Annotated in this window: 8 protein-coding genes and 1 tRNA gene; 2 read left to right on the top strand and 7 right to left on the bottom strand. The window is 65.8% G+C overall.

The window, feature by feature from the left end:
• Both AC1Q5S_RS00315 and purL read right to left on the bottom strand, forming a co-directional pair.
• Nucleotides 1–993: a DUF808 domain-containing protein gene (locus AC1Q5S_RS00315; protein WP_303833531.1), complete on the bottom strand. Its 993-nt coding sequence runs from the start codon at nucleotides 991–993 to the stop codon at nucleotides 1–3.
• Nucleotides 994–1238: 245 nt separating this feature from the next.
• Nucleotides 1239–5246 carry a phosphoribosylformylglycinamidine synthase gene (gene purL / locus AC1Q5S_RS00310; RefSeq protein ID WP_303833530.1) on the bottom strand — a complete coding sequence of 1336 codons (4008 nt, stop codon included), beginning with the start codon at nucleotides 5244–5246 and terminating at the stop codon, nucleotides 1239–1241.
• A 202-nt stretch (nucleotides 5247–5448) separates the two neighbouring features.
• On the opposite strand from purL, the gene map reads away from it, so the two are divergent.
• A complete protein-coding gene (map, locus tag AC1Q5S_RS00305; RefSeq protein ID WP_303833529.1) occupies nucleotides 5449–6264 on the top strand; it encodes a type I methionyl aminopeptidase in 816 nt (271 codons plus the stop codon).
• Between the two features lie 72 nt (nucleotides 6265–6336).
• Nucleotides 6337–8928 (top strand): [protein-PII] uridylyltransferase, encoded by a 2592-nt coding sequence (locus AC1Q5S_RS00300; RefSeq protein WP_492238198.1) that lies wholly within the window; start codon nucleotides 6337–6339, stop codon nucleotides 8926–8928.
• 55 nt (nucleotides 8929–8983) lie between these two features.
• On the opposite strand, the gene AC1Q5S_RS00295 is transcribed toward AC1Q5S_RS00300, so the two are convergent.
• The 5 genes from AC1Q5S_RS00295 to pheT form a co-directional block, all read right to left on the bottom strand.
• Nucleotides 8984–9301 (bottom strand): single-stranded DNA-binding protein, encoded by a 318-nt coding sequence (locus AC1Q5S_RS00295; protein WP_287877402.1) that lies wholly within the window; start codon nucleotides 9299–9301, stop codon nucleotides 8984–8986.
• 106 nt (nucleotides 9302–9407) lie between these two features.
• Nucleotides 9408–9484, bottom strand: a tRNA-Pro gene (locus AC1Q5S_RS00290).
• A 30-nt stretch (nucleotides 9485–9514) separates the two neighbouring features.
• Nucleotides 9515–9937: a MerR family transcriptional regulator gene (locus AC1Q5S_RS00285; RefSeq protein ID WP_303833512.1), complete on the bottom strand. Its 423-nt coding sequence runs from the start codon at nucleotides 9935–9937 to the stop codon at nucleotides 9515–9517.
• Nucleotides 9938–10029: 92 nt separating this feature from the next.
• Entirely contained in the window at nucleotides 10030–10362 is a 333-nt protein-coding gene (locus AC1Q5S_RS00280) for an integration host factor subunit alpha (protein WP_034712216.1), read from the bottom strand.
• 20 nt (nucleotides 10363–10382) lie between these two features.
• Nucleotides 10383–12830, bottom strand: a complete 2448-nt coding sequence (gene pheT, locus AC1Q5S_RS00275; protein ID WP_422202715.1) for a phenylalanine--tRNA ligase subunit beta — start codon at nucleotides 12828–12830, stop codon at nucleotides 10383–10385.
• Between the last annotated feature and the right edge of the window lie 38 nt (nucleotides 12831–12868).

The raw sequence follows: 12868 nt of genomic DNA, 5'->3' as shown, positions 1-12868 counted from the left end.
TCAAGGGGCTGCTGCAGCGCCCTTGCGCAGCCGGTTCACCAGGGTGAAGCCCGCCACCACCAGGCCGCCCGCCACGATGCCGATCACGGCATTGAGCAGGTTGGGAACCAGCACCGCCCACAGACCGCCCACAGGCCAAAGCGCCGCCGCCGCACCCACGCCCTCCACGGCGTGGTGCAGCGCTGGAACCCCGTGCACCAGAATGCCGCCGCCGACCAGAAACATGGCCGCCGTGCCCGCCACCGAGAGCGCCTTCATCAACCAGGGCGCGGCGCGCACAATGCCCGCCCCCAGCGCACGGGCCGCCGCGCCGGGCTTGTGGTGGAGCCACAGCCCCAGATCGTCGAGCTTGACGATGCCCGCCACAAGGCCGTAAACGCCCACCGTCATGACCAGCGCGATGCCGGCCAGCACCGCCACCTGTTGCGCGAAAGGTGTACCAGCCACCGTGCCCAGGGTGATGGCGATGATTTCGGCCGACAGGATGAAATCGGTGCGCACGGCCCCCTTGATCTTGTTCTTTTCAAAAGCCACCAGGTCCACGGCCAGGTTGGCGTTGGCCTGGGCATGGCTTTCGTGCGTGGCCTCGTCCTGCTGGGGGCTGTGCAAAAACTTGTGTGCCAGCTTCTCAAACCCTTCAAAGCACAGAAATGCGCCGCCCACCATGAGCAGCGGTGTCACCGCCCAAGGCGCAAAGGCACTGATCAGCAGCGCCGCCGGCACCAGAATCGCCTTGTTCACCAGCGAGCCCTTGGCCACGGCCCAGACCACGGGAATCTCGCGCTCGGCGCGCACGCCGGCGACCTGCTGGGCATTGAGCGCCAGATCGTCGCCCAGCACGCCCGCCGTCTTTTGCGCCGCCACCTTGGTCATGACCGACACGTCATCGGCCATGGCGGCGCTCTTCTTCGCAGCGACCTTGGTCATGAGGGCCACATCGTCAAGGACGGTAGCGATGTCGTCCAACAAGGCGAGAAGGCTGCCAGCGGCCATGGGAGGTCCTTGGAATGGTGAAAAGCGCCGACTATAGCAACACGCCAAGACGATCCCGCACACCAGACCAGACCCCATGACAAACGGGACCGAAGCCCCGTTGAAAGTCATCTTCGTGCATAGAAACACGGCCCGGCTGTTTCAGCCTTCACGGCGCCCAAGCGCCCTCCCCACCGTTTGAAAGCGTGCGGCCCAGATGCCAGAACCGCCACGCAAGGGCCGCCGCGCTGGCGGTGCCCCCTGCTCTACCCCACCCACTTGCGCCCATTGCGCCAGATGCGCATCCAGCCGCTGTACTGCGCCTGGTCCTCGCTGGTCCAGCTCATCTGCACGTTGCGGAACACGCGCTCCGGGTGCGGCATCATGGCCGTGAAGCGTCCGTCCGCCGTGGTCACGGCCGTCAGGCCGCCCGCGCTGCCGTTGGGGTTGAAGGGGTACTGCTCGGTCGCGCGGCCGTGGTTGTCCACGTAGCGCATGGCGGCAATGGCCTTGTCGGCATTGCCCCGGTACTTGAAGTTGGCATAGCCCTCTCCGTGCGCCACGGCAATCGGCAGGCGGCTGCCCGCCATGCCTTGCAGGAACAGGCTGGGCGATTCCAGCACTTCCACCAACGACAGGCGGGCCTCGAAGCGCTCGCTCTGGTTGGTGGTGAAGCGCGGCCAGTCCTGCGCGCCGGGGATGATGTCGGCCAGCTCGGCAAACATCTGGCAGCCATTGCACACGCCCAGGCCGAACGTATCGGTGCGGCCGAAGAAGCCCTGGAACTGCGCGGCCAGCACGGGGTTGAAGGTGATCGAGCGCGCCCAGCCAATACCGGCGCCCAGCGTGTCGCCATAGCTGAAGCCACCGCAAGCCACCACGCCCTTGAAGTCTTCAAGCTTGACGCGGCCGGTTTGCAGGTCGGTCATGTGCACGTCGAATGCCTCGAAGCCCGCCTCGGTGAAGGCATAGGCCATTTCCACATGCGAGTTCACGCCCTGCTCGCGCAGGATGGCGACCTTGGGGCGGGCCAGATTCAGGTACGGCGCGGCCACGTTGTCGGCGGCATCGAACGTGAGGTGCACATGCAGGCCGGGGTCGGTGGGTTCGCCCGCCGCGGCGTGCTCGGCATCGGCGTTGGCGGGGTTGTCGCGCTGCTGGCAGATCTTCCAGCTCACCGCATCCCACACCTGGTGCAGGTCGGCCAGCGGCGCGCTGAACACGGCCTTGGCGTCACGCCAGACCTGCAGCGCGCCCTTGCCCGCATCGATGCGGGACGATGCCGGGCGCGTCTTGCCGACGAAATGGCTGAACCTGGACAGGCCATGCTCGCGCAGCGTCTGCATCACGTCGTTGCGCTCTGCGGTGCGCACCTGCAGCAGCACGCCCAGTTCTTCGTTGAACAGGGCCTTGAGCGTGAGTTCTTCGCGGCGCGCGCTGACCTGCTGCGCCCAGTTCTTGGCGTCGCCGGTTTCCATGCGGCTGTCGCTGATGCCGTCGCCCTCGGTGACCAGCATGTCCACGTTCAGCGCCACGCCCACATGGCCGGCAAAGGCCATTTCTGCAGCCGCCGCCAGCAGACCGCCATCGCTGCGGTCGTGGTAAGCCAGGATCTGGCCCTTGGCGCGCAGCGCGTTCACGGCGTTGACCAGGTTCACCAAATCCTTGGGGTCATCCACATCGGGCACCACGTCACCGCTTTGCTCCAGCGTCTGGCCCAGGATGCTGCCGCCCATGCGGTTCTGGCCCTTGCCCAGATCGATCAGTACCAGCGTGGTGTCATCTTCGGTGGCGTCGAGTTGTGGCGTGAGCGTGCCGCGCACATCGGCAAGCGACGCGAATGCACTCACGATCAGGCTGACCGGTGAGGTGACTTTTTTCTTGTCAGCGCCTTCGGACCATTGCGTGCGCATGGACAGCGAATCCTTGCCCACGGGGATGGAGATTCCCAACGCCGGGCACAGTTCCATGCCCACGGCCTTCACGGTCTCAAACAGCGCGGCGTCTTCGCCGGGCTCGCCGCAAGCGGCCATCCAGTTGGCCGACAGCTTCACGCGCGGCAGCTCGATCGGGGCCGCCAGCAGATTGGTGATGGCCTCGGCCACGGCCATGCGGCCCGATGCCGGCGCGTTGATGGCGGCCAGCGGCGTGCGTTCACCCATGCTCATGGCCTCGCCGGCAAAGCCACGATAGTCGGCCAGTGTGACGGCGCAATCGGCCACGGGCACCTGCCAGGGGCCGACCATCTGGTCGCGGTGGCTGAGGCCACCCACCGTGCGGTCGCCGATGGTGATGAGAAAGCGCTTGGACGCCACCGTGGGGTGGGCCAGCACGTCGATCACGGCCTTTTGCAGCGGCACACCGGTCAGGTCCATGGGGGCGAAGTCACGCGCCACGGTCGTCACATCGCGGTGCATCTTGGGGGGCTTTCCCAGCAGCACGTTCATGGGCATGTCCACGGGCAGCGTCTGGTCTTCGGCCGTGGCGGCGGGGTCGTGCAGCACCAGCTGGCGCTCTTCGGTGGCCGTGCCGATCACCGCAAACGGGCAGCGCTCGCGTTCGCAAAACGCCTGGAACAACGGCAGCGACTCGGGCGCGATGGCCAGCACGTAGCGCTCCTGGCTCTCGTTGCTCCAGATTTCCTTGGGCGCCATGCCCGATTCTTCGAGCTGCACGGCACGCAAATCGAAGCGTGCACCCCGGCCGGCATCGTTGGTCAGTTCGGGGAAAGCGTTCGACAGGCCACCCGCGCCCACGTCGTGAATGGCCAGGATGGGGTTGTCGGTGCCCTGCGCCCAGCAGTGGTTGATGACCTCTTGCGCGCGGCGCTCGATCTCGGGGTTGCCGCGCTGCACGGAGTCGAAGTCCAGCTCGGCCGCGTTGGTGCCGGTGGCCATGGAGCTGGCGGCGCTGCCGCCCATGCCGATGCGCATGCCCGGGCCGCCCAGCTGGATCAGCAGCGAACCAGCGGGGAATTCGATCTTCTGGGTCAGCTCGGCATCGATCACGCCCACACCGCCCGCGATCATGATGGGCTTGTGGTAGCCGCGCTGCACGCCAGCGACTTCCTGCTCGTATTCGCGGAAGTAGCCCGCCAGGTTGGGGCGGCCAAACTCGTTGTTGAACGCCGCGCCGCCCAGAGGGCCTTCGACCATGATCTGCAGCGGACTGGCAATGTGCTCGGGCTTGCCCACGGTGCTGCCCCACAGCTTGGAGACGGTAAATCCGGTCAAACCGGCCTTGGGCTTGGAGCCGCGGCCGGTAGCGCCTTCGTCGCGGATCTCGCCGCCCGCGCCAGTGGATGCACCGGGGAACGGCGAGATGGCCGTGGGGTGGTTGTGCGTTTCCACCTTCATCAGTACATGCTGGGTGGCGCTACTCTTTTGATAACTATTAGCGCTTGATTCACTGGCGCTTGCGACCATTTTTGCCACAAACCGCTCGACCTGGTGGCCTTCCATGACCGAGGCGTTGTCCGAATACGCGATCACCGTGTGCTGGGGCGCCAGCTGGTGCGTGTTGCGGATCATGCCGAACAGCGATTTGTCCTGCGCCACGCCGTCGATGGTGAACTCGGCGTTGAAGATCTTGTGGCGGCAGTGCTCGCTGTTGGCCTGCGCGAACATCATCAGCTCCACATCGGTGGGGTTGCGCTTCAGGCCCGTGAAAGCGGTGACGAGGTAGTCGATTTCGTCATCGGCCAGCGCCAGGCCAAAGCGGGTGTTGGCGGCTTCCAGCGCAGCGCGGCCACCGGCCAGCACGTCCACATGCTCCATGGGCACGGGTTGCAGCTCGGTGAACAGCGCGGCAGCGGCGCTGCGGTCGGCCACCACCGATTCGGTCATGCGGTCGTGCAGCAAGGCGGCCACCTGGGCCAGCTGCTCGGCACCCAGCTCGGGCGCTTTGCCCAGCAGGCCTGCCTTGAGGCTGACGTGGTATTCGGTAATGCGCTCGACCCGGCGAATGGGCAGGCCGCAATTGCGCGCGATGTCGGTGGCCTTGGAAGCCCAGGGCGAGAGCGTGCCCAGGCGCGGCGTGACGATGAGGACGGTGCCGTCGGCAGGGCCCGCATACGGGTCGCCGTAGGTCAGCAGCGCTGCCAGACGCTCTTTTTCGGAGGGCGTGGGGGCCGCATCGGTAGCGACCAGATGCACGAAACGTGCCGCAATGCCGCTGATCCGGGGGTGGATGGCCTCCAGAGCGGGTTGAAGTTGCTGGGCGCGAAAGGAGCTGAGGGCGTTGCCGCCCGCCAGCGTGGTCATGTGCAAGGTCACGGTAGCGGCCTGTTCGAAATGAGAGGGGATAAGGTGCGACGGGCCTCCCGCGTCACCGGGTTCGGCCACCCCGCAGAGGTGGTCGATGCCCGGCCAGATGACGCAAGGGATGCTTTTGGCGCAGCCCGCCATTTTACCGGGAGCAGCCCACCACCCATGCCCTTGCCCGGCAAGGCTTGAGGGGCGATGGGATAATTGCCGCATGAGCATCACCATCAAAACCGCGGAGGACATCGCCGGCATGCGCCTCGCCTGCCGCTTGGCCTCTGAAGTGCTGGACTACATCGCGCCGCACATCCAACCCGGCATCACCACCAAGGAAATCGACCGCCTGGGCGCCGAATGCATGGCCCAGCAAGGCACCATCTCGGCCACCGTGGGCTACCAGCCACCGGGCTACCCGCCCTATCCCGGCGCACTGTGCACCTCGGTCAACCATGTGGTGTGCCACGGCATCCCCAATGACAAGCCTTTGAAGAAGGGCGACATCGTCAATGTGGACGTCACCGTCATCACCAAGGATGGCTGGTATGGCGACAACAGCCGCATGTACCTGATTGGCGAATGCTCGATTGCCGCCAAACGCCTGTCCGCCCTGACCTACGACGCCATGTGGCTGGGCATCCAGCAGGTGCGGCCGGGCGCGCACCTGGGCGACATCGGCCACGCCATCCAGAAATTTGCCGAAGGGCATGGCTTCTCGGTGGTGCGCGAGTTTTGCGGCCACGGCATCGGCAAGGTGTTCCACGAGGAGCCCCAGGTGCTGCACTACGGCCGCCCCGGCACGCTCGAACAACTCAGGCCCGGCATGGTGTTCACCATCGAACCCATGATCAACGCCGGCCGGCGCGAGATCAAGGAGTTCGGCAACGACGGCTGGACCATCGTCACCAAGGACCACAGCCTGTCGGCCCAGTGGGAGCACACGGTGCTGGTCACCGAGACCGGCTACGAGGTGATGACCTTGTCGGCCGGCTCGCCCCCGCTGCCCGCCTTTGTGACCGCCACGGCCACCTGAGGTGCGCCCGCCGCGAGCACGACTCTTGCTTGCCCAGGTTATGGCCCATCGCTTTCTTCCATTCCCTTGCCCATGACCGAAATCCACGCCCTGCGGGACGCCTACCGCCTCGACAAGGCGGCCCTGCTGGCCAGCATGCAGGCCACCGGCGCCTCGACCCGTGGCATCCGCGTGATGCTGCGCAAGCTCTCCACCCTGGCGGGCGGCTTGCTGCAGGCCTTGTGGCAACGCGCCCAGCTTCCACCAGACCTGGCCCTGGTGGCTGTGGGCGGTTTTGGACGGGACCAGCTTTTTCCCTTTTCCGACGTCGATGTGCTGGTGCTGCTGCCCGAAGGCAGCACGCCCGAGGCAGGATGCGAGCTGCGCACCCGGCTGGAAAGCTTCATTGGCAGTTGCTGGGATGCGGGCCTGGAAATCGGCTCCAGCGTGCGCACGGTGGCAGAGTGCCTGGCCGAGGCAGCGCTGGATGTGACGGTGCAGACCTCGTTGCTGGAGGCGCGCCTGGTCTGTGGCAACCCAGCCCTGTTTGCGCGCTTTCGCCAGCAGTACGGCGCCCAGATGGACGCGCAGGCCTTTCTGGTGGCCAAGACGCTGGAAATGCACCAGCGGCATACCAAATACGAAAACACGCCCTACGCGCTGGAACCCAACTGCAAGGAGTCGCCCGGAGGGCTGCGCGACCTGCAGATGATCCTGTGGGTGGCGCGCGCCGCAGGCCTGGGCAGCACCTGGAAAGAGCTGGCGGCCAGCGGCCTGGCCACGGCGTTCGAGGTGCGCCAGATCGAACGCAACGAGGCCCTTCTGTGCCTGATCCGCGCCCGCCTGCACGCCGCCGCCGGCCGGCACGAGGACCGGCTGGTGTTCGACCTGCAGACGGCCGTGGCCGAATCGTTTGGCTACCGGTCGCAAGCGCCCGATGGCACGCGCTTAGCCCTGCGCGCCAGCGAAACCCTGATGCGCCGCTATTACTGGGCGGCCAAGGCCGTGTCGCAGCTCAGCCAGATCCTGCTGCTCAACATCGAAGAGCGCCTGAGTCCATCGACCTACGAACCGCGGCCGATCAACGCGCGCTTTTTCGAGAAAGCCGGACTCATCGAAGTGGCCAGCGATGACCTGTATGAGCGCGACCCGCACGCGATCCTGGAGACCTTCCTGCTCTACCAGACCACGGTGGGGCTCAAGGATCTCTCGGTGCGCACGCTGCGCGCGCTGTACAACGCACGCGGCGTGATGGACGGCGCCTTCCGGCGCGACCCGGTCAACCGCGCCGCCTTCATGCGCATCCTGCAGCAGCCCTCGGGCATCACGCACGCCATGCGGCTCATGAACCAGACCTCGGTGCTGGGGCGCTACCTGTGGGCTTTTCGCGGCATCGTGGGACAGATGCAGCACGACCTGTTCCACGTCTATACCGTGGACCAGCACATCCTGATGGTGCTGCGCAACATGCGCCGCTTCTTCATGGCCGAGCACGCGCATGAATACCCGTTCTGCTCACAGCTCGCCGCGGGCTGGGACAAGCCCTGGATCCTGTACATCGCCGCGCTGTTCCATGACATCGGCAAGGGCCGCGGTGGCGACCATTCGCTGATAGGCGCCACGGAAGTGCGCCGCTTTTGCCGCCAGCATGGTGTGGCCCGGGAAGACGCCCGGCTCATCGAGTTCCTGGTGCGCGAGCACCTCACCATGAGCACCGTGGCGCAAAAACAGGACCTGAGCGACCCCGACGTGATCGCCGCCTTTGCGCAGCGCGTGGGTGACGAGCGCAAGCTCACGGCCATGTACCTGCTCACGGTGGCCGACATCCGCGGCACCAGCCCCAAGGTCTGGAACGCCTGGAAAGGCAAGCTGCTCGAAGACCTGTACCGCGCCACCTTGCGCACCCTGGGCGGGCGCGCACCCGACGCGGCGGCCGAAATCGAGGCCCGCAAGCGCGAAGCGTTGGTGCTGCTGGCACTCAACGCCCTGCCCTTCGAGGCCCACAAAGCGCTGTGGGCCACGCTGGATGTCAGCTACTTCATGCGCCACGAGGCCACCGACATCGCCTGGCACACCCGCCACCTGTCTCGCCATGTGGGCGCGACCCACCCGGTGGTGCGCGCACGCCAGTCGCTCGCGGGCGAAGGGTTGCAGGTAATGGTGTACGCCCCCGACCGGGCCGACCTTTTTGCCCGCATCTGCGGCTACTTCGATCGTGCGGGATTCAGCATCCTGGATGCGCGCGTGCACACGGCCAACAATGGCCACGCACTCGACACCTTCCAGGTCGTTGCCTCCAACCAGCCCGGCCATTACCGCGAACTCACGCACATGGTCGAAAACGATCTGGTGCGCGCCATCGAAACCGGGGGACCGCTGCCCGACCCCGCCGCCCGGCGCGTGTCACGCCGTGTCAAGAGCTTTCCGGTGGCGCCCCGCGTCACGCTGCGTCCGGACGAAAAAGCACAGCGCTGGCTGCTGGCCATCTCGGCGAGCGATCGCGCCGGCTTGCTCTACCTGGTGGCTCGCATCCTGGCCCGCCACCAGTTGAGCGTGCAGCTGGCCAAGGTGAGCACGCTGGGCGAACGTGTCGAGGACACCTTCCTGATCCAGGGCCCGGAACTGCAAAGCAACGCCCGGCAGATCGAGATCGAGACCGAGTTGCTGCAAGCCCTTTCGGCCTGAGTGACGGCCCATGGCCTGAGGGGTGGCGGTCGATTCCCCCGCCGCCTCCAGGCGATCACGCCCTGCGGCCGTCGCCTGCGTCGCAAGCCGTCAGCACACGGTGTGCCACCATGTCCAGCGCGGGCCGGGTGTTGCCCTGCTTGTCTGTCCATACCCGGGGCGTAAGGCCGCCGGCCAGGGCAACGGGCTCGCCCTCACCCAGCGCCTGCAAGGCAGCGCACAAGGCAGGCTCGAAGCCGATCACATTCACGATCAGCGTTTCACCATCACCGCTGGTGGCCAGCACCTTGGCCACGGCAAAGGGCTTGCCCGCCTTGTCGGTGCGCAGTTCTACCGAACCAAAAAGCTTGCCTGCAACGAGTCCACTGATCATGGGATTTCCGGTAGGGAAGGATAAGAACAAGCCAAGACCCGCGGGCCCCGCGCCTGCGCACAGCAAAAAAGCCCAGAACCTTTCGGCTCTGGGCTTTTGCTGTCAATGGTCGGCGTGGCGGGATTCGAACTCGCGACCCCTTGCACCCCATGCAAGTGCGCTACCAGGCTGCGCTACACGCCGACAAGACTTAGATTATATACAGATAATTCATCAGTCCCGGGAAAGCAGTGCACGAATTTCAAATAATTCCTGGCGCACCCCATGGCTGTCGAGCCAGACGCTGGCGGAATCGGCGCACAGGCCTTCCATGGCGTCGTCGGTCACGACACCGTGCACCGATTCCGGCACCTGCGGTGGTGCGTCATCGTGCGCAGAAGATGCCGGTTCCTGCAAGCGATTGCGGGCCCCGCTGATGGTGAAGCCCTGGTCATACAGCAGATCACGGATGCGCCGGATCATGAGCACCTCGTGGTGCTGGTAATACCGGCGGTTGCCGCGGCGCTTCATGGGCCGCAGCTGGGTGAATTCCTGCTCCCAATAGCGCAAGACATGTGGCTTGACGCCGCACAGCTCTGCCACCTCACCAATCGTGAAGTACCGCTTGGCGGGAATCGAAGGAAGCGGGGTGCCCATAGGTGCTGGTTCGGACGGAAAGCTGGCTAGCGTACTGCAGACAGGCTGCGAACGCCAGAATGAAACAACCATGGAGTCAAGCTGTTCACGCTTCACCCGGCCACCGAAGCAGCCGACTGGATCTGCTCCTTGAGCTTGCTGCTGGCATGGAAAGTCACCACCCGGCGTGCCTGGATGGGGATGGCCTCACCCGTGCGCGGGTTGCGCCCCGGCCGTGGCGCCTTGGTCCGGATCTGGAAATTTCCAAAACCCGAGAGTTTGACGTCCTTGCCATCCACCAGGCGCTGGGCGATGAGGTCGAAGAAAGCGTCGATCATGTCCTTGGACTCGCGCTTGTTCAGCCCGATCTGATCGAACAGGAGATCGGCCAGCTGCGCCTTGGTCAGCGCAGGGGTTTCGATACTGTCTACCGCAAATTCAATCACGCAGGTGCTCCCGTTCCAGATCAAACACGCAACCGTCCACCGGTGTCGGCCACCCAGCGGGCCACCACCGCTTGCACCGCAGCCTCGATCTCGGCTTCGGTCAGCGTGGCCTCGTCGCGTCCCAGCGTGAGGCGCACCGCCAGGCTTTTTTCGCCGGCAGCCAGGCCGCCTGCGGGCGCAGTTTCACCGGCGCGCAAAGGCTTGGGACGGTACACGTCAAACAGCACGGCAGAGCGCAACATGCCGCCGGGGATGGCCGCCGTGATGGCATCCATCACCTGCGCATGCGTCACCCGCTCGGCCACCACCACGGCCAGATCGCGCTCGACCGCCTGGTGCTTGGCCACGGGCTTGAACTGGGGCACCACGCGCTGCAGCACGGCATCCAGCTCCAGCTCGAACATCACCGGCGCCTGGGGCAGATCCCACGACTGGCGCCACCGCGGATGCAGCTCGCCCACGAAGCCGATGGGGCGCCCGTTCACCAGCACGCGGGCGCACCGCCCGGGGTGCATGGCGGGGTGGCTGCCCGGCTCGAAGGTGGCGCGCAGCGGCGCCAGCAAGGCCTCCACATCGCCCTTCACATCAAAGAAGTCGATGGCCTGTTCCTTGCGGCCCCATTGCAATGCATCGTTCGGGCCATAGGCCAGGCCGGACACGCGCATGGGTTGATGGAAGCCTTCCACCGTGGTGTCCGTGTTGCGCACGCCGGCGTCGCGCAGGAACACCCGGCCCAGCTCAAACACGCGCACGCGCTCGGCCTTGCGGTCCAGATTGAACTTCAAAACCTGTAGCAAAGAACCCAGCAAACTGGAACGCATGACGCTCATGTGGCTTGCAATCGGGTTGAGCAGCCTGATGGGTTGCGCATTGCCAGCCAGCTCCAGCTCCCAGCACTCTTCCACAAAGCTGAAGTTGATCGTTTCCTGATAACCCAGCCCCGCCAGGGCGCGGCGCACCGCAAACGGGCTGCGCGTGGCCTCGGGTGAAAGCTTGGGAGTGATGGGCGCCAGCGGCGGTGTGGTCGGCAGGTGGTTGTAGCCCACCATGCGCGCCACTTCCTCGATCAGGTCTTCCTCGATCGTGATGTCGAAACGGAACGATGGCGGCGTGACGGTGAGTGTGCCGTCGCCCTGCACCACGGGCAGCCCCAGGCGCTGCAATGCATCGGCGCACTGCACCTGCGTGAGCGGCATGCCGATGACCTTGGCAGCACGCGCCACGCGCAGCGTGACGGGCGGAAGCACGGGCAGGTTCACCGCCTGGTCGTCCATCGGGCCGCACAGGGTGTCGGGCGTGCCGCAGATGTCGATGACCAGCTGCGTGATGCGTTCGATGTGCTCCACCGTCAGGCTCGGGTCCACGCCGCGCTCGAAGCGGTGGCCCGCATCGGTCGAGAAGTTGAAGCGGCGCGAGCGCCCTGCCACGGCCTTGGGCCACCAGAAGGCGGCCTCGATGTAGATGTGCCGGGTGTCGTCGGACACCGCCGTGGCGTCGCCACCCATGATGCCAGCCAGCGATTCGACCTGGCGGTCATCGGCGATCACGCCCACCTTCTCGTCCACCGTGATGGTGTTGCCATTGAGCAGCTTGAGCTGCTCGCCCGGCTTGCCCCAGCGGACTTGAAGGCCGCCATGGATCTTGTCCAGGTCAAAAATATGCGAGGGGCGGCCCAGCTCGAACATCACATAGTTGGAAATGTCCACCAGCGGCGACACGCCGCGCTGGCCGCAACGGGCCAGGCGGTCCAGCATCCACTGCGGGGTGGCGGCGCGCGTGTTGACGTTGCGCACGATGCGACCGGAAAAGCGGCCGCACAGATCGGGGGCGCTCACCTTCACGGGCAGCTTGTCGGACAGCTTCGCGCCCACAGCAGGGAACGACGGTTGCTGCAACGGCGTGCCCGTGAGTGCCGACACTTCGCGCGCAATGCCATAGACGCTCAGGCAATGCGCCAGATTGGGCGTGAGCTTGAGGGTGAACAGCATGTCATCCAGATTCAGGTGCGCGCGGATGTCCTGTCCCATGGGCGCCGAAGCATCCAGCTCCAGCAGGCCGCCGTGGTCTTCCGACAGCTTGAGCTCGCGCGCCGAGCACAGCATGCCCTGGCTCTCCACGCCGCGCAGCTTGCCGACCTTGATCAGGAACGGCTTGCCGTCGTCGCCCGGTGGCAGCTCTGCGCCCACCAGCGCGCAAGGCACCTTGATGCCCACGCGGGCATTGGGCGCACCACACACGATGTTGAGCAAGGCGCCCTGCCCCACGTCCACCTGGCACACGCGCAGGCGGTCGGCGTCAGGGTGCTGCACGGCCTCTTTGATTTCGCCCACGACAATGTGGGTAAACGGCGGCGCGACGGGGCGCAACTCTTCGACCTCCAGGCCGGCCATGGTCAGCGTGTCGGCCAGTTCTTGGGTGGTCAGCGGTGGATTGCAGAATTCGCGCAACCAGGACTCGGGGAATTGCATAGGAGATTCTTTGGCGTTAGCTCTTAAAAATATAGCTG

It is taken from the genome of Acidovorax sp. GW835-FHT14B10 (assembly GCF_058793725.1).
Note: the sequence above shows the minus strand (reverse complement) of the source record. Positions and strands in the feature narration are given on the sequence as shown.